Source organism: Streptomyces sp. 11x1 (assembly GCF_032598905.1).
GTDB lineage: Bacteria > Actinomycetota > Actinomycetes > Streptomycetales > Streptomycetaceae > Streptomyces.
The window spans coordinates 10,443,317-10,469,884 of the sequence record NZ_CP122458.1; the positions used below are offsets into that span (position 1 = coordinate 10,443,317).

Below are 26,568 nucleotides of genomic sequence, written 5' to 3' on the forward strand. Positions count from 1 at the left end.
CAGGCATGGTGGACATGCGCATGTTCCGGGACGAGGTCACCCGCTGGGCGGGCGGCGGCACCGGCGGATCGGCGAGGGAATTGACGGAGCCGCTCGGGGTGCACACGGTCGTCCTGCTGGAAGGGCTGAGCGACCTCGCCGCCGTCGAGGCGCTGGCCGAGCGGCGGCGCCGGGACCTGGCCGCCGAGGGGGTCTGCGTCCTGTCGATGGGCGGTGCGATGAGCGTCGGCCGCTATGCCGCACGCCTCGGACCTTCCGGCCTCGGCCTGCGTCTCGTCGGTCTGTGCGACGAGCGCGAGAAGCCGTTCTTCGACCGGGGCCTCGCCCCGGACTCGACTCCGCGCCACGCCGTCTTCGTCTGCTCGGCGGACCTGGAGGACGAGCTCATCCGTGCGCTGGGCCCCGAACGGGTCGAGGAGATCGTCCACGCCGAGGACGAGTCGCGCCCCTGGCACACCTTCCTGCAGCAGCCCGCACAGCACGGCCGCCCCCGGCACCAGCAACTGCGGCGTTTCATGAGCACCCGGAAGGGGCGCAAGATACGCTACGGCCGCCTCCTGGTCGAAGCCCTCGCCCCCGAGCAGGTACCCGCCCCGCTGAACGATCTCTTCACCTGCCTCTGAGACGGGGGACACCGCGTCCTGCGGACCGGTCCGAGCTTGCCCGCGCGCCCCGGACCTGCTGTGACTTCGCCCACCTGCCCTTGCCCGGGCACGCGGCGCCTACCTACGTTCGGTCGCATGTCCCCCCTTGACCGCGCCCTTCCCGGCGGACCGGACGAGCCCGAACCGGACGAGCCCGAGGCGGCCGGCCATCCCACCACGGACGGCCCCGACGCCTCCCCGACGGTCGATCTGGACATCGACCTGACCTCGCACGAGATGCTCCGGCGCGCTCATTTCCTGGAGGCCCTCGGCCCTGACTGGGACCCCGTCGCGGCCCTGCGCGACGAGCAGGCGGCGAACCGACTGCTCTACTCCGGCCTCGACGCCGATCAGCGGCGGGTCTACGACGAACTGGTCGCGGCCGGTGTGCTGCCGGGAGACGGGGGCGGTCATGCTGCCGCTTGACCCGCAGGCCGACATCGGGCGCCGCGCCTGGGTGGCCTGCCCGAACTGCGCCGACCACCGGGGATGCGTGACCTGTGAGCAGGGCCACACCTGCTCCGCACACTGGCGCTATCTGCTCTCCAACGTCGGCAGCCTGCTGCACCTGCAGTGCCCGTCGTGCACCCACATCTGGGCCCACGAGACCCACTTCGGTGCCACCCGCACCCCCTGGGAGCGCATCCGCAGCGGCCTGCGACGCCACTGACCCGCCCCCGCAGCCGAGCCGACGGGCCGGGGCCGGCCCGGTGAGGCCGGACGGCGCAGGGGCGCCCGCTTTCGGATGACCTCACCGTCTGTCGCCGGGGACGGCGGAGGGCGGTGGCCGAGGATCTCGGTCGGCGGTCATCCCTGCCTGCCGTTCGTCCGCCCGGAGGCAGCCGTGCACATCCTGCTCCTAGCCAGCGCTTTCAACAGCCTCACCCAGCGCGCCCACGCCGAGCTGCGCGACCGGGGCCACACCGTGGCGGTCGAACTGGCCCTGCCCGACAACCCCTTGCCGCAGGCCGTACGGCGTCACGCACCGGAGCTCATCGTCGCGCCCATGCTCAGGACGGCGATCCCCGAGGAGGTGTGGTCGGCATACGCCTGCCTCGTCGTCCACCCAGGGCCCGTGGGCGACCGGGGACCGTCCTCCCTGGACTGGGCGATCCACGAGGGCGCCGAACGGTGGGCCGTCACCGTCCTCCAGGCCGACGCGGAGATGGACGCCGGTGACGTGTGGGCCTGCGTGCCCTGCCGGGTTCCTCCGGTGGCCAAGAGCGAGCTGTACCGGGGCGAGATCGCCGACGCAGCCATCGAGGCCGTGCTGCTCGCGGTGGAGCGCTTCGCCCACGGCACGTACGTGCCGCTCAAGCAGGCCGGGTCGGGCACCGCCGACGCCCACGAGCGTGCCGCTGTAGGTGCAGCCGCCCCCTCCTGCCCCCGCGCCCGTCCCTACCTCGACCAGAGCGTCCGCCGCATCGACTGGGACGAGGACTCCACCCGGGACGTCCTGCGCAAGCTGCGGGCGGCGGACTCGCAGCCCGGCGTCCTGGACGTGCTGCTCGGCGGGGAGTGGTACCTGCACGGCGGCCACGCCGAGGGAGTACTGCGCGGGCGCCCGGGGGAACTGCTGGCCACGCGCGCCGGAGCGATCTGCCGGGCCACCAGGGACGGTGCCGTGTGGATCCCCGAGCTGCGGCCCCGGCGGGTGCCCGGACAGCCGCCCACCTTCAAGCTGCCCGCTGTACGGGCCCTGGGCGACCGGCTGCCGCCGCTGCCCGAGGACGCCCTGCCCCGCCTGCCCGAGAACCCGGACCGGACCTGGTCGGACATCCGCTACCGGGAGGAGGGGAACGTCGGGCACCTCTCGTTCTCCTTCCCCGGCGGCGCGATGAGCACCGAGCAGTGCCGCCGCCTCCTCGACGCCTACCGGGAGGCGTGCGCCCGGCCCACGACGGTGCTGGTGCTGGGCGGACAGCGGGACTTCTTCTCCAACGGCATCCACCTGGGCGTCATCGACGCCGCCGACGACCCGGCCGCCGAGTCCTGGGCGAACATCAACGCCATCGACGACCTGGTCGAGGCGGTCCTGACGACGACCGACCGGCTGGTGGTCGCGGCGATCGGGGGCAACGCCGCTGCCGGAGGCGTGATGCTCGCCCTGGCGGCCGACGAGGTGTGGTGCCGCTCCGGCGCCGTACTGAACCCGCACTACCGGCTGATGGGCCTGTACGGCTCGGAGTACTGGACCCTCACCCTGCCGCGCCGCGTGGGAGCCGCGACGGCCGGACGGCTCATGGACGAGGCCCTGCCGGTGAGCTCGGCGAGCGCACTGCGGCTCGGGATCGTCGACCGGATCGTCGACCGGGACCCCGACGCCTTCGCGGGCGAGGTCGCGGGCCTGGCGGCACGGCTGGCCTCTCTTCCGGCGACGGCAGCACGGATCTCCGCGAAGAAGACCGAGCTGGACCGGCTGGAGAGCACGACCCCCCTGGCCGGCTTCCGGGAGCGGGAGCTCGCCCTGATGCGCCGGACCTTCGACGACCCGGACGCCCGGTACCACGCGCTGCGCCGTTCCTTCGTCCGCAAGGAACGGCCCTCGCACACCCCGCCGCACCCGGCGGCGGCCCGGGTTGCGCGAACCGCCCCGATGCCCGCCGCCGACGACGTCACCGGAACGGCCCCCGCTGTCGTCCCATCGCGGTTCGACGGCTGATACGAAGAAGAGTGAACGGCCGACTTACAGGCTTTCATCCCTTACCTCCCCAGGAGGCGGTCCCATGACTGAGGCGACGCCGGGCACGCTCGATGCCGCAGACGCGGGCGCTGCGCCCGCCGACGAAACGCCCACGATCCACATCCTCTGGATCAACGCGGGCCTGAGCTGCGACGGCGACTCGGTCGCGTTGACGGCGGCCATGCAGCCCAGCATCGAGGAGATCGTGCTCGGTGTGCTGCCGGGGCTGCCGAAGGTGGCCGTGCACTGGCCGCTCATCGACTTCGAATGCGGCCCCATCGGCGGGTCGGACACCTTCATCGAGTGGTTCTTCAAGGGCGAGCGCGGCGAGATCGACCCGTTCGTGCTCGTCGTGGAGGGCTCCATCCCCAACGAGGCGATCAAGCCCGAGGGGTACTGGTGCGGCTTCGGGGACAACCCGGAGACCGGCCAGCCGATCACCACCAGCGAGTGGATCGACCGGCTCGCCCCCAAGGCACTGGCGGTCGTCGCGATCGGCACCTGCGCCACGTACGGCGGCATCCACGCCATGGCGGGCAACCCGACCGGCGCCATGGGTGTGCCGGACTACCTCGGCTGGGACTGGAAGTCCCACGCCGGCATCCCCATCGTGTGCGTCCCGGGCTGTCCGATCCAGCCGGACAACTTCTCCGAGACCCTCACCTACCTGCTCTACCAGGCGGCCGGCGCCGCCCCCATGATCCCGCTGGACGACAAGCTGCGCCCCACATGGCTGTTCGGGGCCACCGTGCACGAGGGCTGCGACCGCGCCGGCTACTACGAGCAGGGCCAGTTCGCGATGTCGTACGACTCGCCGACCTGCCTGGTCAAACTCGGCTGCTGGGGTCCGGTCGTCAAGTGCAACGTGCCCAAGCGCGGCTGGATGAACGGCATCGGCGGCTGCCCCAACGTCGGCGGCATCTGCATCGCCTGCACCATGCCCGGCTTCCCCGACAAGTTCATGCCGTTCATGGACGAACCCCCCGGCGCCAAGGTGTCCAGCGGCGCCAGCGGGGCGTACGGCGCCGTGGTCCGCAAACTGCGGTCGATCACCGCCAGGACCGTGGACAAGGAGCCCAAGTGGCGCCGTACCGGCGAGAAGATCACCACCGGCTACCGGCCCCCGTGGTGAGCGACTCCCAGGAGTAGCCGGTTCCCCTCCCCACACCCCACCCCAACTCCCGCGCAGTGACGCAACGAAGGGCACCCACCCAGATGGCACCGAAGACGAAGACGGCCGGCGACGGCAGTGGCCTGGTGGAGATGGCCTGGGACCCGATCACCCGGATCGTGGGCTCCCTGGGCATCCACACGAAGATCGACTTCAAGCAGAAGCGGGTCGCCGAGTGCTACAGCACGTCGTCGGTCTTCCGTGGCTACAGCGTCTTCATGCGCGGCAAGGACCCCCGCGACGCCCACTTCATCACCAGCCGCATCTGCGGGATCTGCGGCGACAACCACGCCACCTGCTCCGTGTACGCCCAGAACATGGCGTACGGCGTGAAGCCCCCGCACCTCGGCGAGTGGATCATCAACCTCGGTGAGTCGGCGGAGTACATGTTCGACCACAACATCTTCCAGGAGAACCTGGTCGGGGTCGACTACTGCGAAAAAATGGTCAAGGAGACCAACCCCGGTGTCCTCGAACTCGCCGAGCGCACCGAGGCTCCGCACGCCGCCGAGCACGGCTACCGCACGATCGCCGACATCATGCGCTCGCTCAACCCCCTGGAGGGCGAGTTCTACCGCGAGGCGCTCCAAGTCAGCCGCTACACGCGCGAGATGTTCTGCCTGATGGAGGGCCGCCATGTGCACCCCTCCACGCTGTACCCGGGCGGCGTCGGCACCATCGCCTCCGTCCAGCTCTTCACGGACTACATGAGCCGCCTCATGCGCTACGTCGAGTTCATGAAGCGTGTCGTGCCCCTGCACGACGACCTGTTCGACTTCTTCTACGAGGCCCTGCCCGGCTACGAGGAGGTCGGCCGCCGACGCGTCATGCTCGGCTGCTGGGGCGCGCTCAACGACCCCGAGTACTGCGACTTCACCTACGCCAACATGACCGACTGGGGACGGAAGATGTTCGTCACCCCCGGTGTCGTCGTGGACGGAAAACTGGTCACCAACGACCTCACCGAGATCAACCTCGGCATCCGCATCCTGCTGGGCAGCTCCTACTACGAGGACTGGCAGGGCCAGGAGCAGTTCGTCACCCACGACCCGCTCGGCAACCCGGTCGACCCGCGCCACCCGTGGAACCAGCACACCATCCCGGCCCCGCAGAAGCGGAACTTCGACGACAAGTACAGCTGGGTCATGTCCCCGCGCTGGTTCGACGGCAAGGACCACCTCGCCCTGGACACCGGCGGCGGCCCCATCGCCCGCCTGTGGTCCACCGCCCTGTCCGGGCTCGTCGACATCGGCTACATCAAGGCCACCGGCCACAGCGTGGTCATCAACCTGCCCCGCACCATGACCAAGCCGGAGACCACCTTCGAGTGGCGGATCCCGAAGTGGTCCAACGCCCTCGAACGCAACCGCGCCCGCACCTACTTCCAGGCCTACGCCGCCGCCGTCGCCCTGCACTGCGCGGAGAAGGGCCTGGCGGAGGTCCGCGCCGGACGCACCCAGACCTGGGAGAAGTTCGAGGTCCCGGACCAGGGCATCGGCGTCGGCTTCACCGAGGCGGTCCGCGGCGTCCTCTCCCACCACATGGTGATCCGCGACGGCAAGATCGCCAACTACCACCCGTACCCGCCGACGCCCTGGAACGCGAGCACCAGGGACACCTTCGGCACACCCGGCCCGTACGAGGACGCCGTGCAGAACACGCCCATCTTCGAGGAGAACACCCCGGAGAACTTCAAGGGCATCGACATCATGCGCGCCGTCCGCAGCTTCGACCCCTGTCTGCCCTGCGGCGTCCACATGTACGTCGGCGACGGCAGGACCGTGAAGTCGATGCACGTGCCCACCGGCCTGAGCGGACTGGGCGGATGAGCGCGCCGACGGCGACGGCGCCGGTGAACGCGGAGCAGACCGGACGCAGGGTCGAGGAGGTGCTCGACCGCCTCGCCGAGAGCGGCGACCCGGCCGTCACCGCGGCCGCCGAGGAACTCGTCCGCTCCCTCATGGACTTCTACGGGGCCGGCCTGGCCCGCATCCTCCATCTGCTGTCCTCCGCGCCGGGCGACCCGTCGGCACGGCTGCTCGGCGACGAACTCGTCGCGAGCCTCCTGGTCCTGCACGACCTGCACCCCGAGGACCGCGACACCCGTATCGCCCGCGCCCTCGACACCGTCCGTGAGCACATCCTGGACGTCATGGAACTCGACGAGCCGACCGGCACGCTCCGGTTGCGCGCCCGGGCGTCCGGCGGCTGCGGCTGCGGCTCCGCCGCCGACGCCCGGCAGGCGGCGGAGACGGCACTCGCCTGCTTCGCGCCCGAGGTCAGGGCCGTCCACGTGGAGACCGCCCCCGTGGAACCCCCGCTCCTGCAGATCGGCTCGGCACCGGCGGGGGCCCGATGACCACGACGACCGCGCCCACGCCGAACGCCGGTCCCGGCGCGGGCCTGCGGCGGTTCCTCACCGAGCGTCCACCGCGCCAGGAGCGGTGCGAACTGTGCGCGGTGGCGGTGCCCCAGGACCACCGCCACCTGGTCGACACCGACAAACGCGCCCTCGTCTGCGCCTGCGGCGCCTGCGCGCTGCTGATGGAACAGCCCGGCGCCGCCGCGGGCCGCTTCCGCGCAGTCCCCGCCCGCTACCTCACCGACCCCGCACATCAGTTGGACGACACGGCCTGGGAGGCGTTGCAGATCCCGGTCGGCGTCGCCTTCCTCTTCCGCAACGCGGCGCTGGACCGGCTGGTCGCCCTCTACCCGAGCCCGGCCGGAGCCACCGAGAGCGAACTCGAACCGGCGACCTGGGAGGCGGCCCTCGCCGGCAGCCGCCTCGCCGACCTCCTCGAACCCGACGTGGAGGCGCTGCTGCTGCGCCGCACCGACGGCCGCGGCGAGTGCCACCTCGTCCCGATCGACATCTGCTACGAACTCGTCGGCCATATGCGTCTGTTGTGGCAGGGCTTCGACGGCGGGGCCGAGGCCCGCGCCGCGCTGGACGCCTTCTTCGCGGACGTCGCACGACGCGCACGCCCCGTGGACGAGGCGGTGCGCCCATGACGGAGTTCTCCTTCGCCTGCACCGGCGTCCGCGCCGACCGGTACGCCGCCGGACCCACGCTCGTCTTCCGGCTGCGCGTCACCGCCGCCGACAACGCCCACGTGCACGCCGTCGCGCTGCGCTGCCAGATCCGCATCGAACCGGCCCACCGAACGTACGAACCGGCCGAGGCCGACGGGCTGACCGACCTCTTCGGCGAGCGCTCACGCTGGGGCAGCTCCCTCCAACCGGTGCAGTTCGCCCAGGTCGCGCTCATGGTGCCCAGCTTCACGGGGGAGACCGACGTCGACCTCGTCGTGCCCTGCACCTACGACATGGACATCGCCGCCAGCCGCTATCTCACCGCCCTCGCCGACGGCGAGGTCCCGCTGCTGATGCTGTTCTCCGGCACGGCGTTCACCGGCACCGGCGGCTTCCGGGTCGAACCCGTCCCGTGGGACCGCGAGGCCGCCTTCCGCATGCCGGTCGCCACCTGGCGGGAGATGGTCGAACAGCACTTCCCCGGCTGCGGCTGGATCCGGCTGCCCCGCGACACCATGGACGCCCTCCTCGCCTACCGCTCCCGGCACGCGCTGTCCTCCTGGGAGGCGACCCTCACGTCCCTGCTCGACGACAGCCGCGCCGCCGACGCGCCCGCGAGGGACCCGCTGCGCGCCCTCACCGGCACCACCGGAAGGAGCGACACGTGACCCTCACCGCGTTCGCCGCCGAGACCGAGGAACGGTTCGCCCTCGCCCGGCAGGTGGCCGACGCCGTCCTCTTCGAGGGCTACGTGCTCTACCCCTACCGTGCCTCGGCGGCCAAGAACCGGCTGCGCTGGCAGTTCGGGGTGCTCGTGCCGCCCGCCTGGGGCGCCGAATGCGACGAACACGACTTCCAGCACACCGAGTGCCTGATGGAGCCGAAGGGGGGCGCGACCCTCTCGGTGGAGGTGCGCTTCCTGCACGCCCGACGGCGCACGGTGCAGCGGGCGCGCCCGGACGGCGGCTTCGACACCGTCCCCGAACTCGACCTCGACGACCGGGTGTTGGTGCCCTGGGACGAGGGCGTCGAGGAACGCGTCGAGGTGATCGCGCCGGTGGACGCGCTCCTCGGCGACGGCGTCACCCACCCCTTCCACCTCCCGGCACGGGAGGACACCGCACCGGTCCTGGACGCGGCCGGCCGCACCGTCGGCCGACTCCTCCGGCGCCGCGAGGAGATCCACGGGACGGTACGGCTGTCCGCCCGCGAACTCGACGGCCCCTACCGGGTGTTGCGCCTGACTGCCGTCGTCGAGAACACCAGCGGCTGGACCCCGCCCGAGGGACACGGCGCGGACCGGGACGCCGCGCTGCCGCACTCCCTGGTGGCCACCCACCTGCTCATGGCCCTCAGCGCCGGATCGTTCCTGTCGATGACCGATCCCCCCGAGTGGGCCAAGGACGCGGTCGCCGCCTGCCGCAACCTGCACACCTGGCCCGTGCTCGCCGGGGAACCCGGCCGCGCCGACCTCGTGCTGTCCTCACCGATCATCCTGGACGACCACCCGGCCATCGCCCCGGAGAGCCCCGGCGCGCTCTACGACGCCACCGAGATCGACGAGATCCTCGCACTGCGCACCGCCGCCCTCACCGACGAGGAGAAGCGGGAGGCCCGGGGCACCGACGAACGCGCAGCCGCCGTCATCGAGTTGGCCGACTCGATGCCGCCCGAGGTCCTGGAACGGCTGCACGGCGCGGTACGGAGCCTGCGCGAGGTCACCGGCCCCGACCCCACCGCCCCGGACCCCGGTTTCCCGGACACCGGTTTCGGCACCGGTGGCGACGGCTTCCCCGACGAGTACGGGGTCCCGCGCCCGGACACGCCGTGGTGGGACCCCGCGAGCGACGCGGGCTTCGACCCGACGCGGGACCGCGTGGTCGTCGACGGCCGGTCGGTGGGCAAGGGCAGCCGTGTCGAACTGCGCCCGGGGCTGCGCCGCACCGACGCCCAGGACATCTTCCTGCGCGGCCGTACCGCCGAGGTCGAGGCGGTGCTCCACGACGTCGACGGCGGGGTGCACCTCGCGGTGACGGTCGAGGGTGACCCGGGCGCCGACATCCGGCGCGAGCAGGGACGGTACCTGTACTTCCAGCCCGACGAGGTCACCCCGCTGGAGGACGACGCATGAGTCCCTTTCCAGCGCCGGGGCCCAGGACCCTGGTCGCCGGCATCGGCAACATCTTTCTCGGCGACGACGGCTTCGGCGTGGAGACCGCTCGCCGCCTCGCCGAGCGTCACCTGCCCGGCCACACCGAGGTCGTGGACATCGGCGTCCGGGGGGTGCACCTCGCCTACCAGCTCCTGGACGGCTACGACACCCTCGTCCTCGTCGACGCCACGGCACGCGGCGAGGCCCCCGGCACGCTCTACGTCATCGAGCACGACGACACGGTGCCGGAACCGTCGCCGGGCACCCCCGCCCTCGACGGCCACCGGATGACCCCCGACACCGTCCTGGCGCTGCTGCGCACCCTCTGCGCCGGGACCGGCGGCGAGCCACCGCGCCGTGTCCTGGTCGTCGGATGCGAACCGGCCTCGGTGGACGAGCGCATCGGACTGAGCACACCGGTGTCCGCCGCCGTGCCGGAGGCCGTCCGGCTGATCGAAGAGCTGCTGCGGAACGGCGAGCCGTCCGTGGCGCGGGCCTCAACCGCTGAGGCTCCGAAATGAGGAGAGACGGTATGAAGAAGATCGTCATCGGAGGAGCGGCGATGGCCGCCCTGGTCGCCGTCGCCGCCGAGGTGCTGCCGGACCTCAGGCGCTACCTGCGCATCCGACGGATGTGAGGCACGGCCGTCGGCGGGTGCGCCGAACGGTTGCGTCGAACGGCGTACCCGCCGTGCCGTGACGGCGCGGCGGGCCGCGGGACCCGCGTGCGCCCACCTGTAATGAACCCCGGCGCAAGGCCGGCGGCGGAAGGACCACAGACCCATGCACGAGATGTCCGTCGCGCTGGCCGTCGTCGACCAGGTCGCGGAGGCCGCCGACCGGGCCGGAGACGTCACGGTGGTGCGTGCGGTTCGGCTCCAGGTGGGCGAACTGGCCGGTGTCGTCCCCGACTCCCTCGCCTTCTGCTTCGAACTGGCCTGTGCCGGGACCCTGTTGGACGGTGCCGAACTGGTCACCGAGGCGGTGCCGGGGCGGGCCCGCTGCACTCCCTGCGCCCACGAGTGGGCCGTCGGCATGCCGCCCCGGCTCACCTGTCCCGCGTGCGGCGGTACGCGAACCGAACTGCTGGCGGGCCGCGAACTGCAGATCGTCGACGTGCGCTGGGAGGGCGGCGGCCCCGCGCGTCCGTCCTCCCGCGAACCGATCTCCGAGGAGAGCTGAAACCATGTGCCGTGTCGCCGACCTGCGCCAGGCCGTACTCGCGAAGAACGACGCGAGCGCCCACGAACTGCGCGACGCTCTCACGGCCCGGGGAACCGCGGTCGTCAACCTGCTGTCCAGCCCGGGCAGCGGCAAGACCGCGCTGCTGGAACAGGAACTGCTGCGGGCACGCGAGCGGTCGATCCCCGTGGCGGCGCTGAGCGCCGATCTCGCCACCGAGAACGACGCGATCCGCCTGGCGCGTTCGGGTGTGCCGGTCAAACAGGTGCTCACCGACGGGCTGTGCCATCTGGAGGCCGGCATGCTCGCCGGGCATCTGGACGGCTGGCTGCCCGACGACGTCCGGCTGCTGTTCGTGGAGAACGTCGGCAACCTCGTCTGCCCCGCCTCCTACGACCTGGGGGAGACACTCCGGGTCGTCCTCGCCGCCGTCACGGAGGGCGAGGACAAGCCACTCAAGTACCCCACCGCCTTCGGTCTGGCCCAGCTGGTCGTGGTCACCAAGACGGACCTCGCGGAGGCCGCCGAGTTCAACGAGGTCGCGTTCCGCAAGAACCTGGAACAGGTCAACCCCGGCGTCGAGGTGATCCTGACCTCGGCTCGCCGGGGGTGGGGCGTCGGCGCGCTGCTCGACCGGGCGCTGGCCACCGCGGACGGTTCACCCGCCCACGCGCCGGTCATGTCCCGGCAGTCCCACCACCACGGGCACAAAGACAGCCACAGCCATGGTCACAGCCGCAGCCACGACTACACTCGTGGTCACAGTCACAGCCACACGCACGGCCCCGCCCCCACACACCCGGAGGCCCCCGAAGCCATGGCCCACCCCCAGTCGTGAGCGCTCCGCAGGCCCAGGCCGTCGTCACCGAGGTCACCCGGCTGCGGCGCCGCGTCACCGTCCGGGGAGTCGTCCAGGGCGTCGGCTTCCGGCCCTACCTCTACAGCCTCGCCACCGACCTCGCCCTGGCCGGCCACGTGACCAACACCCCCGAGGGCGTGGTCGTGGAGGTCGAGGGCACCGCCTCGGCCGTGGCCCGGTTCTGCGACCGGATCGCCGCCGAGGCGCCCCCGCTGGCCCGCGTCGACTCCGTCGACCACCGCGAGGTGCCTCCCGTCGGCGGCACGACGTTCACCATCCTCGCCTCCCACTCCGGCGGACCGGCCCGCACCCTGGTCTCCCCGGACTCCGCCACCTGCGCGGACTGCCTCACCGAACTGGCCGACGCCACGAACCGTCGGTACCGCCACCCGTTCGTCAACTGCACCCACTGCGGCCCGCGTTTCACGATCGTCACCGGCGTCCCCTACGACCGGGCCCACACCACCATGGCCGGCTTCGCGATGTGTCTCGACTGCGCCCGCGAGTACGGGGATCCGGCCGACCGGCGCTTCCACGCACAGCCGGTCGCCTGCCCGGCCTGCGGTCCGCGGCTGCGGCTGCTCGTTGCCGGCGAGGGCGGACCGAGCAGCGCCGACGGCGGGGACCCGGTCGTCGAGGCGCGCACCCTGCTGGCGCGGGGCGCGATCCTCGCCGTGAAGGGCCTGGGCGGCTACCACCTGGCGTGCGACGCCACCAACCAGGCGGCCGTCGACCTGCTGCGACGCCGCAAGGCACGCGGCGACAAGCCGTTCGCCGTCATGACCGGGGCGACGGACGACATCCGGCACCTCGTGCGGCTCGGCCCCGAGGAGCAACACCTGCTGGAGAGCCGGGCCAGGCCGGTGGTCCTGTTGAGGCGGCGGCCACGACCGTCGTACGCCGTCGACGCCGTGCGGCCCGCCGAGGCCGTCGCGCCCGGCAGTCCCGACCTCGGCGTGATGCTGCCGTACACGCCCCTGCACCATCTGCTGCTCGGCCTGCCCGGAGATGCGGACGGCCCTCGGCTGCTCGTCATGACCAGCGGCAACGTGTCCGGGGAACCGATCGTCACGGACGACACCGAGGCACTGGAGCGGCTCGCGCACCTGACCGACGCCTGGCTCACCCACGACCGGCCGATCCACGTCCCCTGCGACGACTCCGTGGTCAGGGTCTGCGACGGCGAGCCGCTCGTGCTCCGCCGCTCCCGCGGCTACGCGCCGCTGCCGCTCACCCTCCCCCTGCCCGTACGGCCGACCCTCGCCGTAGGCGGCGACCTGAAGAACGCCTTCTGCCTGGGCTCGGGCCGCCACGCCTGGCTGTCGGCACACATCGGAGACATGGACGGCCTCGGCACCCAACTCGCCTTCGAGCACGCGACGGCGCAGCTGGAGTCGCTCACGGGGGTGCGGCCCGGGACACTGGCGTCCGACCGGCACCCCGGCTATCGCTCCGCCCGCTGGGCCGAACGGAACGCGGCCGAACGGCCCGTCGTCCGCGTCCAGCACCATCACGCGCACATCGCCGCAGCGATGGCCGAGCACGGGCTCGACGGCACTCGGCCGGTCATCGGCGTCGCCTTCGACGGCACGGGCCACGGCGACGACGGCGCCGTGTGGGGCGGGGAGTTCCTGCTCGCCGACTACGACCGCTTCACCCGGTTCGGGCACCTCGCCTACGTCCTGCTGCCCGGCGGCGACGCGGCCGTACGGCGGCCGTACCGCATGGCGCTGGCCCATCTGCGGGCGGCCGGGATCGGCTGGGCCGACGACCTCGCCTGCACCGTGGCCTGCCCGCCAGACGAACTGCCGCTGCTGGAGCGGCAGTTGGAGCGCTCCCTGAACTGTGTCCCCACGTCCAGCATGGGCCGGCTCTTCGACGCGGTGTCCTCCCTCGCCGGGGTCTGCCACCGCGCCGGCTACGAGGCGCAGGCCGCCGTCGAGTGGGAGGCGGCCGCCCTGCTCGCACCGGCCGAGGACACCACGGCGTACGCCTTCGCCCTCCACGATCCGGAGAACGGCGAGAACGGCGCGGACGGCGAGGTCGGCGCCGTACGGGCCGATCCGGCACCCGTGCTCGCGGCGATCGTCGACGACCTGCGCGCGGGCGTCGAGCCGGCCCTGATCGCGGCACGCTTCCACCGGGGCGTGGCCGCTCTGGTGCACGGCATGTGCCGGCGGGCGCGGAAGCGGCACGGGCTGGACACGGTCGCCCTCACGGGAGGCGTGTTCGCCAACACGCTGCTCTCCTCGGCCTGCGCCCGCGCCCTGCGCGGGGACGGCTTCACGGTCCTGCGGCACCGGCTGGTGCCGCCGGGCGACGGCGGGCTGGCACTGGGCCAGCTGATGGTGGCCGCCCGGACCGCTTCCACTCCCACCGACTGAGCGACGCGCGACCCACAGCGAGGAGAGGTTCATGTGCCTGGCGGTACCCGGCAGAGTGCTGGACATCGAGGAACGGGACGGTACCCGGATGGCCTCCGTCGACTTCGGCGGAGTGGTCAAGGAGGTGTGCCTGGAGTATCTGCCCGACCTGCGGGTCGGTGAGTACGCCATCGTCCACGTCGGCTTCGCCCTGCAACGGCTGGACGAGGAGTCGGCGCGGCAGACGCTCGAACTCTTCGCCGAACTCGGCATGTTGCAGGAGGAGTTCGGCGATGCGTGGGAGATGGCAGCGGCGGAGGCGGGCGTGGAGCCGATGGGAGCGGCGCCGGTGGCAGAGACGCCGGTGGCAGAGGTGGCAGAGGTGGCGGTGGAAGAGGTGCGTGATCGGTGAAGTACATCGACGAGTTCCAGGACCCGGAGCTGGCGCGACGGCTCCTCGACGACATCCGTGCCACGGTGACCAGGCCGTGGGCCCTGATGGAGGTGTGCGGAGGGCAGACGCACAGCATCATCCGGCACGGCATCGACCAACTCCTGCCCGACGAGATCGAGTTGATCCACGGTCCCGGTTGTCCCGTGTGCGTGACCCCGCTGGAGGTCATCGACAAGGCGCTGGAGATCGCCTCACGGCCGGAGGTGATCTTCTGTTCCTTCGGCGACATGCTCCGGGTGCCGGGTACCGGCCGGGACCTCTTCCAGGTCCGGGGCGAGGGCGGCGACGTACGGGTGGTCTACTCGCCGCTCGACGCGCTGCGGATCGCCCAGCGGAACCCCGACCGCGAGGTGGTGTTCTTCGGTATCGGCTTCGAGACCACCGCGCCGCCCAACGCCATGACGGTCCATCAGGCCCGGAAGCTGGGCGTCAAGAACTTCAGCATGCTGGTGTCCCACGTCCGCGTACCGCCCGCCATCGAGGCGATCATGTCCTCGCCGAGCTGCCGGGTGCAGGGCTTCCTCGCGGCCGGCCACGTGTGCAGTGTGATGGGCGTGGGGGAGTACCCGGAGCTCGCGGAACGGTTCCGTGTCCCCATCGTCGTGACGGGCTTCGAGCCGCTGGACATCCTCGAAGGCGTACGCCGGGCCGTCCGTCAGCTGGAACGCGGCGAGCACACCGTCGACAACGCCTACGCCCGCGCCGTCCGCCCGGAGGGCAACCCGGCCGCGCGGGCCATGCTGGAGGACGTCTTCGAGGTCACCGACCGGGCCTGGCGCGGCATCGGGGTGATCCCCGACAGCGGCTGGCGGCTGTCGCCGAAGTACCGCGACCACGACGCCGAGCACCGCTTCGCGGTCGGCGGGATCCGGACGGTCGAGCCCGCCGAGTGCCGCAGCGGAGAAGTCCTCCAGGGGCTGCTGAAGCCGCACGAGTGCGAGGCGTTCGGCACCCTGTGCACACCGCGTACGCCGCTGGGGGCCACGATGGTCTCCAGCGAGGGAGCCTGCGCCGCGTACTACCTCTACCGGCGGCTGGACATGCCCGCCGCCCAGGCCCGGGAGGCGAGCCCCGTTGTCTGACACCACCGATCTCCCCGCCCCCGCCACCCTCGACATCGAGGCGTGGACATGCCCGGCCCCCGTACGCGACAGGCCTCGGGTCGTCATGGGCCACGGCGGCGGGGGAGCGCTCTCCGCCGAACTCGTGGAGCAGATCTTCGCACCGGCCTACGGCGGTGATGTGCTCTCCCAGATGGGCGACGCGGCCGTTCTCGCGCTGGGCGGGGCCCGGCTGGCGTTCTCCACCGACTCCTACGTGGTGCGGCCGCTGTTCTTCCCCGGCGGCAGCATCGGCGACCTCGCGGTGAACGGCACCGTCAACGACCTCGCGATGCGCGGCGCCCGTGCCGCCTACCTCTCCTGCGGATTCATTCTGGAGGAGGGCGTCGAACTGGACGTGGTCACCAGGGTCGCCCAGGCCCTCGGCGCGGCCGCGCGTGCCGCCGGGGTGGAGGTGGCCACCGGCGACACCAAGGTGGTGGAGGCCGGCCACGGCGACGGGGTCTTCGTCAACACGGCCGGCATCGGTCTCGTCCCGGCCGGCGTCGATCTACGGCCCCAGCGGGTCGTCCCCGGCGATGTCGTGATCGTCAGCGGTGCCATCGGCATCCACGGGGTGGCGATCATGAGCGTGCGGGAAGGACTGGAGTTCGGCGTCGAGATCGAGAGCGACTGCGCGGCCCTCGGCGGTCTGGTCGACGCGATGCTCGCCGTCACCCCGGATCTGCACGTCCTGCGCGATCCCACCCGAGGCGGCCTGGCGGCGGCCCTCAACGAGATCGCGGCGGCCTCCGGCACGGGGGTCGTCATCCGGGAACGCGACGTCCCGGTGCCGTCGGCCGTGGCCAACGCCTGTGCCATTCTCGGCCTGGACCCCTTCTACATCGCCAATGAGGGCAAGCTCGTGGCCTTCGTCCCGCGCGAGCACGCCGACGCGGTACTGGAGGCGATGCGGGCCCACCCCCGGGGCGCCGACTCCGTGATCATCGGCGAGGCCGTCGAGGACCATCCCGGCATGGTCGTCGCCAGGACCGGCCTCGGCGGCACCCGGGTGGTCGACCTGCCGATCGGCGAACAACTGCCGAGGATCTGCTGACGCGGGCCCGCGGTCCCCGCCGGTTCCGCTCGACACCCACCACCCCCTGCGGCGGCGGCGCGGTCTACGGGCCCTGCGGGGCTGACGCGGGCCCGCGGTCCCCGCCGGTTCCGCTCGACACCCACCACCCCCTGCGGCGGCGGCGCGGTCTACGGGCCCTGCGGGTCCTGGCGGGTCCACGCCGGTCTTCGCGGCGGCGTCCTTGGTGCCGCTGGGACGCTGGGAGCGGCCCTCGCGGCCGGTGTCGCGGCGGCCCTGCTCGTCGGCGTCGCCGTACTCCTCGCCACGCGCCCCGTGACTCCTCGCCGTGTCACCCGGGACGGATTTCGTCTCCTCGGCGGACTTCTTCCGTCCTCGGCCCGCCGCTTCCGCGTGCTCGGCCGTACGGAAGGAGCGCGGGGCGCTCGGGTTGTCCTGCTGACGGGTCTCGTCCACATCGGGCGACCAGCCGTGCTGCTCGGTGCCCCGGTGACGGCTCGGGCCCTTGCCGTGCGGCGGTTCGGACGAACGTGGTTTCTTCGACATGGTCCGACCTGCCTGTTCGTGGGCGAGGGGGCGGCGCTCATGCGTCACCACGATGTGTCGATTGTCCCTCCTTGTCGTGGTTGGAGCGCATCGAGCCCCGTGACCGCTGGGGTCAGGGGGTGAAGACCTCGTCGAGGCGGTCGATGGCACCGTCGTCGCCGAGGTGGTACGTGAAGACGAGGCCCGAGTTCGGGTGGGCCTCCAGCCAGTCCAGGAACTCCTGGACGCCGATGGGCTGGTTCGTGGTGCTTTCCACGATGGGCGTGGTCACGGTGATGTTCGCGGCCTGGTCCAGCGGGATGTACGTCTCCTTGTCGACCGTCTCGAAGGGGGCGCCGTCCGAGTCCGGGGTGCCGCACCCCCAGTTGCCGTGCTTGACGATCAGGCTGAGGGGCCCGCCTTCGGGCGTGTAGCGGTAGACCGCGATCTCGTCGGGTGAGATGGGCATCTTGTGATCACAGTCGTCCCCGCCGCCGCCACCGCTGCCGTCCGCGCCACCCGAGTCCGTGGAGCCCGTCGTCTCGGAATCGGACTGCTCGGAGGAGGCCTCGGAGGCGGCTCCGGACTTCTCGGCGTCGTCGTCCGCGCCGGCGGACGCCTTCGCGTCGGGCGTCCCGGCGGTGCCGCCGCTTTTCCCGCCGTCCTCGCCGTCCTAGGCGTGCGAGCCGCTCGTCGCCGTCGCGCTCGCCTTCGCATCCCCGTCGGCGGCCTCCGTGCAGCCGTCACCGGAACAGCCGCTGAGCCCCAGCGCTCCGGCGAGGCAGATGCCCAGCACGACCCGACCGGGCGGCGCCGGGCCTGCGACGGGTCCTCCTCGGCGTCACGTTCATGGATCGTCCCCCTCCTGCTTGTTCGCGATCCCCGTGAGCCCCGTCGGCTCGGGAGAGAGGGACGATTTTCGGCCGTTGGCAGTTGCGCGTCCTGGACGAATTCTGCACGTCGGCTCGCACGGTGCCACCGACGGGGCGTCGCGGGGCGGGGCCGCGGCGCTGCGCGGTCCGGCCCCGCCCTGTCACCTCACGCCTCGCAGGCGGTCTTGGTGTCGCTCGTGTCGGCCGTGCAGGTGTCGGTGTTGGTGCCCCCGTTGAGGGAGTCGTTGCCGAACACGCCGTCCACGGCGTCGAGGGTGTCGTTCCCCGCCTCTCCGCTGTGGGTGTCGCTGCCGGCGCCACCGACCAGGGTGTCGTTGCCCGTGCCGCCCACCAGGAGGTCGTTGCCTCCGAAGCCGGACAGGACGTCGCCCGCCGTGCCGCCGGTGAGCGTGTCGCCGAACGGGCTGCCGTACACGATCTCGACGTCCGTGAGGACGTTGTCGCCCTCACCGCCGATGCCGTCGTCGGCGGCGTTGTCGATGTCGACGACCACCCCGGAGGTGCTCTCCAGGTAGCTGGCGATGTCGCTGGCGCCGCCTCCGCCGCTGAGCCGGTCCGCGCCCGTGCCGCCGATGAGGAGGTCGAAGGTGACGCCGCCGTTCAGGGTGTCGTTGCCCGTACCGCCGTTGAGGATGTTGCTGCCCGGGCTGGGGCCGCCGTTGATGACGTCGTTGCCGGACTCGCCCTTGAGGTCACCGCGGACGTTGCCGGTCTTGGTGATGATGTCGTTGCCGTCACCGGCGTTGACCACGACCGTGTCGGTGTTGAGGTTCACCGGGCAGGCCACCGAGCCGTTGACCTGGAGGGTGCATCCGAGACCGGCGCTCAGGACGTCGGAGGTGTCCTGGATGACGACGTTGCTCCCGGACAGGCTGACCGTGATGTTGTTGGCGCGCCCCGCCGCCGCGTTGACGACCACGTTGGTCCCGCTCTTGGACACACCCGTGGCCGCGCTCGCGGGCCCTCCGGCCACCGTCACCGCGGAGGCGGCCGTCGCCGCGACCACCAGGACCCTGAGTAACGCTTTTCGTGTCATGAACTCCCTCTCGATTGCGTCCGTCGACCTGCCCGCGCACCGCCGGTGCGTCGGGCCGCCCCTACGGTCCCCGGCGGGCCCGGGCGGCGCATGGGGGAAGAGCCCCCATCTATCGACGGAGTCGGGCTCGGCCGGCGGAGCCGTGGACCTTCCGGACGGACCGGAGAGGAGGCAGGAGGACAAGGGAACGAGCGGCCGGAGAGGCGCCCCCTGCGGCTGGGGCGAGCGCCCTGGGAGGGGGCTGCCCCGCAGCGCCCGGCGAGCCGGCCCCAGGGGGCGGTGGGCGGCGGCGTGAAACTGTTCCGAGTGCCCCGCGCGCGGGCTTGTATTCCGCCTGGGACGGTATCTTTTCGGGCGGCGGGGATCTTCGCGACCGGCTTTGGTTGTCGGACGACAACTGCGTTAATCTTCACCGGATTTTCTCATCCGGTCGATCCGTGAACTGCGGAATCCCGGCCGGTGAGCGGGCCTTGCACGGCCCGGCGCGGGTTCCGAGTCCTCGGCCGAGGGCTCTTGGGGAGCGGAACGAGGGTGCGCATGAGCGGCAAGACGGTCGAACGGGCCCCGGGAGAGCATGAGCTACGGCAACTCCTGGCCGGTCTGACGGCCGTACGGGACGGCGACTTCGGCACCCGGCTGCCGTCCGACGGCGAGGGGCTGCTCGGCGACATCGCCACCGTCTTCAACGGCATGGTCGACCAACTGTCCGTGTTCACCTCCGAGGTCACCAGGGTGGCCCGTGAGGTGGGCACCGAGGGAACGCTCGGCGGGCAGGCCGAGGTACCGGGCGTCTCGGGCACCTGGGCCGATCTCACCGACTCGGTCAACGCCATGGCGGGCAACCTGACCACCCAGGTGCGCGACATCGCGCAGGTGGCGACGGCCGTGGCCAAGGGCGATCTGTCGCAGAAGATCGACGTTCCCGCGCGCGGCGAGATCCTCCAGCTGAAGGAGACCGTCAACACGATGGTCGACCAGCTCTCCGCGTTCGCCGACGAGGTGACGCGTGTCGCGCGCGAGGTCGGCAGCGAGGGGCGGCTCGGCGGGCAGGCCCAGGTGCCCGGTGTCGGCGGGGTCTGGCGCGACCTGACCGATTCGGTCAACTTCATGGCCGGCAACCTCACGTCCCAGGTCCGCAACATCGCCCAGGTCACCACGGCGGTGGCGCAGGGCGATCTGTCGCAGAAGATCACCGTGGACGCGCGGGGCGAGATCCTGGAGTTGAAGAACACCATCAACACGATGGTGGACCAGTTGTCCGGTTTCGCCGACGAGGTCACGCGCGTGGCCCGCGAGGTCGGCACCGAGGGGCGGCTCGGTGGACAGGCCGACGTCAAGGGCGTCAAGGGCACCTGGCGCGACCTCACGGACTCCGTGAACTTCATGGGGGCCAACCTCACCTCGCAGGTCCGCAACATCGCCCAGGTGGCGACGGCGGTGGCTCAGGGGGATCTGTCGCAGAAGATCACCGTGGACGCCCGTGGGGAGATCCTGGAGCTCAAGGACACCATCAACACGATGGTGGATCAGCTGTCCGGTTTCGCCGACGAGGTCACCCGTGTGGCCCGCGAGGTCGGCACCGAGGGCAATCTGGGCGGACAGGCGATCGTCCGGGGCGCGTCGGGCACCTGGAAGGACCTGACCGACAACGTCAACGTCATGGCGTCCAACCTGACCGGTCAGGTCCGCTCGATCGCCCAGGTCGCCACGGCCGTCGCACGCGGCGACCTGTCCCAGAAGATCACCGTCGAGGCCAAGGGCGAGGTCGCCGCCCTGGCCGATGTCATCAACACCATGGTCGACACCCTCTCCGCGTTCGCCGACGAGGTCACCCGTGTCGCCCGCGAGGTCGGCACCGAGGGCCGCCTCGGGGGCCAGGCCCACGTGCCCAACGTCGCGGGAACCTGGAAGGACCTGACCGACAACGTCAACTCGATGGCGAACAACCTCACCGGCCAGGTCCGCAACATCGCCCTGGTGACCACGGCGGTGGCGGGCGGCGACCTGTCGAAGAAGATCGACGTCGACGCCCGCGGCGAGATCCTGGAACTCAAGACCACCATCAACACGATGGTCGACCAGCTCTCGTCGTTCGCCGCCGAGGTCACCCGCGTCGCCCGCGAGGTCGGCAGCGAGGGCCGGCTCGGTGGACAGGCCGAGGTGGAGGGCGTCGAGGGCACCTGGAAGCGGCTCACCGAGAACGTCAACGAACTGGCCGGGAACCTCACCCGCCAGGTCCGCGCGATCGCCGAGGTCACCAGCGCCGTCGCCGAGGGCGACCTGACCCGCTCCATCACCGTGGAGGCGTCCGGCGAGGTCGCCGACCTCAAGGACAACATCAACTCCATGGTGGAGTCCCTGCGCGAGACCACCCGGGCCAACCAGGAACAGGACTGGCTCAAGACCAACCTCGCCCGCATCTCCGGTCTGATGCAGGGCCATCGCGACCTGCCCGTCGTCGCCGAGCTCATCATGGACGAGCTGGCACCGCTGGCCTCGGCGCAGTACGGCGCCTTCTACCTCGCCGAGGACACCGAGCGCGGCCCCGAACTGCGGCTGGTGGGCTCCTACGGCTACCCCGACGACACCGACCGGCCCGAGCGCATCCCCGTCGGCCGCTCACTGGTCGGGCAGGCCGCGCGCAACCGCCGTCCCATCAGCGTCGAGGAACTGCCGCGGGGCTATGTGACGATCTCCTCCGGACTCGGACAGGCCGAGCCCAGCGCCCTGGTCGTGCTGCCCATCGTGGTGGAGGACCAGGTCCTCGGCGTCATCGAACTGGGCTCCGTCACCCCCTTCACCCAGATCCACCAGGACTTCCTCGCCCAGTTGATGCCGACCATCGGCGTCAACCTCAACACCATCGTGGCCAACGCCCGCACCGACGAACTGCTGGGCGAGTCGCAGCGGCTGACCGCCGAACTCCAGGCGCGGTCCGAGGAGTTGCAGGTCCAGCAGGACGAACTGCGGCGCTCCAACGCCGAACTGGAGGAGAAGGCCTCCCTGCTGGCCTCGCAGAACAGCGACATCGAGGCCAAGAACCTGGAGATCGAACAGGCGCGGCAGGAGCTGGAGACGCGCGCCCAGCAGCTGGCCCTGGCCTCCAAGTACAAGTCGGAGTTCCTGGCGAACATGAGCCACGAACTGCGCACCCCGCTCAACAGCCTGCTGATCCTGGCCCAGTTGCTCGCCCAGAACCCCTCGCGCAACCTCACGCCCAAGCAGGTCGAGTACGCGGGCATCATCCACTCGGCGGGCTCGGACCTGCTGCAACTGATCAACGACATCCTCGACCTGTCCAAGGTCGAGGCCGGCAAGATGGACGTCGCCCCCGAGCGGGTCCCGCTGCGCAAGCTCCTCGAATACGTCGAGGCCACGTTCCGCCCGATGACGTCGCAGAAGAGCCTGGACTTCACGGTGGCCACCGCACCGGGCACCCCCGCCGACCTGCTCACCGACGACTCCCGGCTGCGCCAGATCCTGCGCAATCTGTTGTCCAACGCGGTCAAGTTCACCGAGGAGGGCGGCGTCACCCTGCGCATCCAACCCGCCGTGGACCGCGAGGTCCCCGTGGGCGTCCTGCGCGGCGGTCCCGTCGTGGCGTTCCGGGTCGAGGACACCGGCATCGGCATCCCCCAGCAGCAGCTGGAGACGATCTTCGGGGCGTTCCAGCAGGCGGACGGCACCACCAGCCGCAAGTACGGCGGTACCGGACTCGGCCTGTCGATCACCCGGGAGATCGCCCATCTGCTCGGCGGCGCCGTCACCGTCGACAGCACACCCGGTCAGGGCAGCACCTTCACCCTCTACCTGCCCGTGGCCCGCGACGACTTCGAGGAACAACTCGACGGCGACCACCGGCCGACGGAGCACCCGGACCCCACCGGCCGCGAACTCCCCTCGGCGTCCCGGCCGGACACCGCGTCCCCCGCGGTGCCCGAGCAGCGCCGACGCCGTCTGCTGGTCGTCGAGGACCGCCCCCGCGGACTGCTGACCCTCGTCGCCGAACGCGCTGTCGCCGACCTCGCCTCCGACGGCGACCCCCTCGGCGCGATCGACATCATCACCGCCGTCGGAGCACAGGAGGCCGCGAGCACACTGGCCGCCGAACCCTGCCACTGCGTCGTCCTCGAACTCGCCATCCCCGACGACGAGGGCGCCCGTCTGCTGGAGGCCATGGAGGGCGACTCGGCGCTCGCCAGCGTGCCCGTACTCGTGCACACCGGCCACCGGGTGGACCTGGAGCACGAGCAGGCGCTGCGCTCCCGTGCGGACGGCCGCCCGCTCGACTTCCTGTCCAGCCTGGACGAACTGCGCGAACGCATCACCCTGCACCTGTCCGCCGAGGAGCCGGGGGACGTGTTGTCCCTGGTGCGCGCCGAGGAGGCCCAGCGGCCGGCCGCACAGGTCGTCGACGGCGCCTTCGTCGGCCGTAAGGTCCTCGTGGTCGACGACGACGCCCGCAACCTGTTCGCGCTGAGCGGGATGCTGGAGCTCCACGGCTTCCACGTCCTGCACGCCGACAACGGCCGCCGGGGCATCGAGATGCTGCTCGCCCACCCGGACGTCTCGCTGGTCCTGATGGACGTGATGATGCCCGAGATGGACGGATACACCGCCACCTCGGAGATCCGGGCGATGCCCCAGTACGCCGACCTGCCCATCATCGCCGTCACCGCCAAGGCCATGCCCGGTGATCAGGAGAAGAGCCTGGCGTCGGGTGCGAACGACTACGTGACCAAACCGGTCGACACGGGTGACCTCATCGGCCGGGTCCGACGCTGGCTGGCCGTATGACGGGGCGTCGCACCGCCGCGCGCACCAGCCCACCGGGTGACGTCCCGGGACGCCCGAGCCGAGGAACAGGTCAACCGTGAGCAACCCCAGCCGGTCGGCCGAGCCGCAGCACGCCGACGCCGCGCCCGACGCGCCGTCGGTCGACGCCGCGTGTGTTGAACCGTCCGCAGGTGCCGGGCATGGCGAGCCGTCCACCGGAGCTGCGCCTGGCGAGTCGTCGGCCGACGACCAGCCCGGCGCGGCATCGGTGGACGCCCTGGAGACGAAGGGGCAGTCCACGCCCGTCGACCGGCTCGCCGCGACCGTGGAACGGCTGCGCCGCGAGGTGCAGGCCGCCCAGGCGGAGGCGGACGGCCGTGCCGTGATCGAACTGGCCAAGGGCATCCTCGTCGAGCGGCTCGGCTGCGGACCGGCCCAGGCCGCCCTGCAACTCGCCGAATTGACCGAACAGGCGGGCGTGACACCCCTGGAGTTCGCCGTCGAGGTCATCAACCAGGCCGCCCGCGACCGGCTCTCCGAGATGACCACCGCCCTGCTCGCGAACACCGCGAGCAGGGACGACACCGACGACCCACCGGGCGGCGGCTCCCTCGCCGTACGGCTGCGGACCGCCGAGAGCGCCGCACTGGCCGCCCACGACGCCCAGGCCGTGGCCGACTCCCTCCTGGAACACGCCCTGGCCCCGCTCGGCGCCGAAGCCGTGGCCATCTGGGCGCTGGGCGCCGACGGCTCCCTCACCCTGGCCGGCAGCGCCGGCTTCTCGGCCGCCGAGGCGACACGCTGGCGGTACGTCCCGCCGGGCGTCGTCACCGTCGCCCGTCGCGGCCTCGGGGACCGAGCCGGCCAGTGGATCGGCTGCCTGTCGCAGACCGGCCTGCCCTCCATCGGACGCCACCACCATCCCGACGGCGGCCGGGTCGCCGTCCCCGCCGGCACCGGCGGCCGCATCCACGGCGTGCTGGAGATCGTCTGGCCTGCGCCGCTGGAGGCCCAGCTCCCGCAGATCGTCCGCCAGGTCGAGGCCCTGGCGGAGCTGTGCGCCCACACGCTCGGGACCTTCGTCCCGTCCCACGGCGACGGCGAGGCGCGGGCCGCCGGGATCCTGCCCGATGTCGCCGAGCTGATGGACCTCGCCGACGGGCTCCACGACCCCGCGCTGGTGCTCGTCCCGCACCTGGACGGCACCGGGGAACTGGTCGACTTCCGCATCCACCACGTCAACAGCCGCTTCCTCGACCCGGCCGGCCGGCCCCGGGGCGTCGTCAACGGAGCCCTGCTCCTGGAGACGTATCCCATGGCCGCCGGTGAGAGCGAACTGTTCGAGCAGGTCGAACGTGTCTACGCCACCGGCGAGCCGTTCCGCGCCCGCCGGATGCGGCTCACCTCCCTCGTGGAGGACGTCCCGCTGGCGGCCGTCGCCGACATCAACATCACCCGCCACGGCGGCAGCGTCCTGCTCATCTGGCGGATAGAGGACGAGACCGCGCGGCTGGCGAGCCTGCTGCAGCACGCCCAACGCCTCGGCCGTATCGGCGGGTTCGAGGAGAACCTCGTCACCGGCGAGATCACCTGGAACGGCCAGCTCTACAGCCTCTACGGCAAGCCCTCCATCAGCGGACCCGTCCCGCTGGAGGACCTGCCGGCCCACGCCCACCCCGACGACGCCGTCGCCATCGGCCGGTTCCTGCGCACCCTGCTGCACCACCGTCGCTCCGCGTCCGCCGCCTTTCGGCTCCAGCGGCCCGACGGCGTCACCCGGCACATCCGAGTCGTCGCCGAGCCGGTCCTCGACTCCGACGGCCGGCTCCTCGTCGTCCGGGGCGCCTACCAGGACATCTCCGCCCACCACTGGACGGAGGTCGCCCTCGCCGCCACCCGCGACCAACTCGCCCACTCCGAGCAGCAGGCGAGCGAACGCGACCGGCTCACCCTCCAGCTCCAGCACGCCATCATGCCCCCCGCCCAGGCCCCCCTGGAAGCCCCCGGACTGCGCGTCGCCGTCCGCTACCGGCCCGCCGAGACCCAACACCTGGTGGGCGGCGACTGGTACGACGCGGTCGTGCTGCCCTCCGGGCTGGTGCTGCTGTGCGTGGGAGACGTCGCCGGGCACGGCATAGAGGCGGCCACCAGCATGGTCGTCCTGCGCAACGCCCTGCGCGGTCTCGCCGTGACCGGCGCCGGACCGGGCCAGCTGTTGGCCTGGCTCAACATGGTGGCCCACCACCTGACCGGTTCCGTCACCGCCACCGCCGTCTGCGGCCTCTACGACCCGCACCGCCACACCCTGCGCTGGGCCAGGGCGGGCCATCTGCCGCCGGTCCTGGTACGCGCGGCCGAGCCGACACCGCTCCCTCTGATCAAGGGCCTGCTGCTCGGCGCCCTGCCCGAGGCGACGTACGAGGAACACGAAGTGCAACTGGCCGTCGACGACACCCTGCTGATGTACACCGACGGTCTGATCGAACGCCGTGACCGCTCCGTGGAGGAGTCCCTGGCCCAGCTGCTCACCGCCGCCCGGACCGTACCCCCCACCCTCGACCAGCAGTTGGACCGCCTCCTCACCTACAGCAGGTCCGACACCGACGACGACACCTGCCTCGTCGGCGTCCGGGTGGCCCAGGCCCTGCCGGCCTGATCGCCG

At 71.8% G+C, this 26,568-nt stretch carries 23 protein-coding genes and 1 pseudogene; 20 read left to right on the forward strand and 4 right to left on the reverse strand.

Annotated features, from left to right (window positions below; genetic code table 11):
- Positions 1-5: 5 nt before the first annotated feature.
- The 18 genes from P8T65_RS45975 to hypE all read left to right on the forward strand — a co-directional run bounded on the left by P8T65_RS45975 (position 6) and on the right by hypE (position 16,697).
- A complete protein-coding gene (locus P8T65_RS45975) occupies positions 6-623 on the forward strand; it encodes a TOPRIM nucleotidyl transferase/hydrolase domain-containing protein (RefSeq protein ID WP_316731367.1) in 618 nt (205 codons plus the stop codon).
- Between the two features lie 117 nt (positions 624-740).
- Entirely contained in the window at positions 741-1,070 is a 330-nt protein-coding gene (locus P8T65_RS45980) for a DUF6400 family protein (RefSeq protein WP_316731368.1), read from the forward strand.
- Complete coding sequence (locus tag P8T65_RS45985) at positions 1,057-1,314, forward strand: hypothetical protein (protein WP_316731369.1); 258 nt, start codon at positions 1,057-1,059, stop codon at positions 1,312-1,314. Before P8T65_RS45980 ends, P8T65_RS45985 begins: the two co-directional genes overlap by 14 nt.
- Positions 1,315-1,488: 174 nt before the next feature.
- Positions 1,489-3,306, forward strand: a complete 1,818-nt coding sequence (locus P8T65_RS45990; protein WP_316731943.1) for an enoyl-CoA hydratase-related protein — start codon at positions 1,489-1,491, stop codon at positions 3,304-3,306.
- A gap of 64 nt (positions 3,307-3,370) precedes the next feature.
- Positions 3,371-4,459 (forward strand): hydrogenase expression protein HypE, encoded by a 1,089-nt coding sequence (locus tag P8T65_RS45995; RefSeq protein ID WP_316731370.1) that lies wholly within the window; start codon positions 3,371-3,373, stop codon positions 4,457-4,459.
- 83 nt (positions 4,460-4,542) lie between these two features.
- On the forward strand, positions 4,543-6,327 hold the full coding sequence (locus tag P8T65_RS46000; protein ID WP_230218369.1) for a nickel-dependent hydrogenase large subunit: 1,785 nt from the start codon (positions 4,543-4,545) through the stop codon (positions 6,325-6,327).
- Complete coding sequence (locus P8T65_RS46005) at positions 6,324-6,857, forward strand: hypothetical protein (protein ID WP_316731371.1); 534 nt, start codon at positions 6,324-6,326, stop codon at positions 6,855-6,857. The genes P8T65_RS46000 and P8T65_RS46005 overlap by 4 nt, the downstream gene beginning before the upstream one ends.
- Entirely contained in the window at positions 6,854-7,510 is a 657-nt protein-coding gene (locus tag P8T65_RS46010; RefSeq protein WP_316731372.1) for a DUF5947 family protein, read from the forward strand. Before P8T65_RS46005 ends, P8T65_RS46010 begins: the two co-directional genes overlap by 4 nt.
- A complete protein-coding gene (locus tag P8T65_RS46015) occupies positions 7,507-8,199 on the forward strand; it encodes a DUF6084 family protein (protein ID WP_316731373.1) in 693 nt (230 codons plus the stop codon). Before P8T65_RS46010 ends, P8T65_RS46015 begins: the two co-directional genes overlap by 4 nt.
- Positions 8,196-9,662 carry a hypothetical protein gene (locus P8T65_RS46020; protein WP_316731374.1) on the forward strand — a complete coding sequence of 489 codons (1,467 nt, stop codon included), beginning with the start codon at positions 8,196-8,198 and terminating at the stop codon, positions 9,660-9,662. Before P8T65_RS46015 ends, P8T65_RS46020 begins: the two co-directional genes overlap by 4 nt.
- Positions 9,659-10,204, forward strand: a complete 546-nt coding sequence (locus P8T65_RS46025) for a hydrogenase maturation protease (protein ID WP_316731375.1) — start codon at positions 9,659-9,661, stop codon at positions 10,202-10,204. The genes P8T65_RS46020 and P8T65_RS46025 overlap by 4 nt, the downstream gene beginning before the upstream one ends.
- Positions 10,205-10,215: 11 nt before the next feature.
- Complete coding sequence (locus P8T65_RS47580; protein WP_371271399.1) at positions 10,216-10,320, forward strand: DUF6893 family small protein; 105 nt, start codon at positions 10,216-10,218, stop codon at positions 10,318-10,320.
- Between the two features lie 145 nt (positions 10,321-10,465).
- The gene (locus tag P8T65_RS46030) at positions 10,466-10,864 is read left to right on the forward strand and encodes a hydrogenase maturation nickel metallochaperone HypA (RefSeq protein WP_316731376.1); all 399 of its coding nucleotides are present in this window, start codon (positions 10,466-10,468) and stop codon (positions 10,862-10,864) included.
- Between the two features lie 4 nt (positions 10,865-10,868).
- Positions 10,869-11,702, forward strand: a complete 834-nt coding sequence (hypB, locus tag P8T65_RS46035; protein WP_316731377.1) for a hydrogenase nickel incorporation protein HypB — start codon at positions 10,869-10,871, stop codon at positions 11,700-11,702.
- Positions 11,699-14,107 (forward strand): carbamoyltransferase HypF, encoded by a 2,409-nt coding sequence (hypF, locus tag P8T65_RS46040; protein WP_316731378.1) that lies wholly within the window; start codon positions 11,699-11,701, stop codon positions 14,105-14,107. Before hypB ends, hypF begins: the two co-directional genes overlap by 4 nt.
- Before the next feature lie 31 nt (positions 14,108-14,138).
- The gene (locus tag P8T65_RS46045; protein ID WP_316731379.1) at positions 14,139-14,498 is read left to right on the forward strand and encodes a HypC/HybG/HupF family hydrogenase formation chaperone; all 360 of its coding nucleotides are present in this window, start codon (positions 14,139-14,141) and stop codon (positions 14,496-14,498) included.
- Complete coding sequence (gene hypD, locus P8T65_RS46050) at positions 14,495-15,622, forward strand: hydrogenase formation protein HypD (protein WP_316731380.1); 1,128 nt, start codon at positions 14,495-14,497, stop codon at positions 15,620-15,622. Before P8T65_RS46045 ends, hypD begins: the two co-directional genes overlap by 4 nt.
- A complete protein-coding gene (gene hypE / locus P8T65_RS46055; protein ID WP_316731381.1) occupies positions 15,615-16,697 on the forward strand; it encodes a hydrogenase expression/formation protein HypE in 1,083 nt (360 codons plus the stop codon). Before hypD ends, hypE begins: the two co-directional genes overlap by 8 nt.
- Positions 16,698-16,859: 162 nt before the next feature.
- On the opposite strand, the pseudogene P8T65_RS46060 reads toward hypE, so the two are convergent.
- The 4 genes and pseudogenes from P8T65_RS46060 to P8T65_RS46075 form a co-directional block, all read right to left on the reverse strand.
- Positions 16,860-17,222, reverse strand: a pseudogene (locus tag P8T65_RS46060) (hypothetical protein); the annotation flags it as partial.
- Positions 17,223-17,334: 112 nt separating this feature from the next.
- Positions 17,335-17,670 (reverse strand): hypothetical protein, encoded by a 336-nt coding sequence (locus tag P8T65_RS46065; protein WP_316731382.1) that lies wholly within the window; start codon positions 17,668-17,670, stop codon positions 17,335-17,337.
- 204 nt (positions 17,671-17,874) lie between these two features.
- Complete coding sequence (locus P8T65_RS46070; protein WP_316731383.1) at positions 17,875-17,997, reverse strand: hypothetical protein; 123 nt, start codon at positions 17,995-17,997, stop codon at positions 17,875-17,877.
- A 242-nt stretch (positions 17,998-18,239) separates the two neighbouring features.
- Positions 18,240-19,130 carry a calcium-binding protein gene (locus tag P8T65_RS46075; RefSeq protein ID WP_316731384.1) on the reverse strand — a complete coding sequence of 297 codons (891 nt, stop codon included), beginning with the start codon at positions 19,128-19,130 and terminating at the stop codon, positions 18,240-18,242.
- Positions 19,131-19,667: 537 nt separating this feature from the next.
- Here P8T65_RS46075 and P8T65_RS46080 point away from each other — a divergent pair.
- The gene (locus P8T65_RS46080; protein ID WP_316731385.1) at positions 19,668-23,927 is read left to right on the forward strand and encodes a HAMP domain-containing protein; all 4,260 of its coding nucleotides are present in this window, start codon (positions 19,668-19,670) and stop codon (positions 23,925-23,927) included.
- Positions 23,928-24,003: 76 nt separating this feature from the next.
- Positions 24,004-26,562, forward strand: coding sequence for a SpoIIE family protein phosphatase (locus tag P8T65_RS46085; RefSeq protein WP_399102900.1), 2,559 nt, complete (start codon positions 24,004-24,006; stop codon positions 26,560-26,562).
- Positions 26,563-26,568: the final 6 nt, after the last annotated feature.

Bases quoted from the DNA above. Each gene is read 5' to 3' on its own strand.
- P8T65_RS46000 (WP_230218369.1), top strand. From the start codon at position 4,543: ATGGCACCGAAGACGAAGACGGCCGGCGACGGCAGTGGCCTGGTGGAG.
- P8T65_RS46010 (WP_316731372.1), top strand. From the start codon at position 6,854: ATGACCACGACGACCGCGCCCACGCCGAACGCCGGTCCCGGCGCGGGC.
- P8T65_RS46005 (WP_316731371.1), top strand. From the start codon at position 6,324: ATGAGCGCGCCGACGGCGACGGCGCCGGTGAACGCGGAGCAGACCGGA.
- P8T65_RS45975 (WP_316731367.1), top strand. From the start codon at position 6: ATGGTGGACATGCGCATGTTCCGGGACGAGGTCACCCGCTGGGCGGGC.
- hypB (WP_316731377.1), top strand. From the start codon at position 10,869: ATGTGCCGTGTCGCCGACCTGCGCCAGGCCGTACTCGCGAAGAACGAC.
- P8T65_RS47580 (WP_371271399.1), top strand. From the start codon at position 10,216: ATGAAGAAGATCGTCATCGGAGGAGCGGCGATGGCCGCCCTGGTCGCC.
- P8T65_RS46045 (WP_316731379.1), top strand. From the start codon at position 14,139: ATGTGCCTGGCGGTACCCGGCAGAGTGCTGGACATCGAGGAACGGGAC.
- P8T65_RS46015 (WP_316731373.1), top strand. From the start codon at position 7,507: ATGACGGAGTTCTCCTTCGCCTGCACCGGCGTCCGCGCCGACCGGTAC.
- P8T65_RS45985 (WP_316731369.1), top strand. From the start codon at position 1,057: ATGCTGCCGCTTGACCCGCAGGCCGACATCGGGCGCCGCGCCTGGGTG.
- P8T65_RS46075 (WP_316731384.1), bottom strand. From the start codon at position 19,130: ATGACACGAAAAGCGTTACTCAGGGTCCTGGTGGTCGCGGCGACGGCC.
- P8T65_RS46080 (WP_316731385.1), top strand. From the start codon at position 19,668: ATGAGCGGCAAGACGGTCGAACGGGCCCCGGGAGAGCATGAGCTACGG.
- P8T65_RS45980 (WP_316731368.1), top strand. From the start codon at position 741: ATGTCCCCCCTTGACCGCGCCCTTCCCGGCGGACCGGACGAGCCCGAA.
- P8T65_RS46065 (WP_316731382.1), bottom strand. From the start codon at position 17,670: ATGCCCATCTCACCCGACGAGATCGCGGTCTACCGCTACACGCCCGAA.
- P8T65_RS46025 (WP_316731375.1), top strand. From the start codon at position 9,659: ATGAGTCCCTTTCCAGCGCCGGGGCCCAGGACCCTGGTCGCCGGCATC.
- P8T65_RS45995 (WP_316731370.1), top strand. From the start codon at position 3,371: ATGACTGAGGCGACGCCGGGCACGCTCGATGCCGCAGACGCGGGCGCT.
- P8T65_RS46030 (WP_316731376.1), top strand. From the start codon at position 10,466: ATGCACGAGATGTCCGTCGCGCTGGCCGTCGTCGACCAGGTCGCGGAG.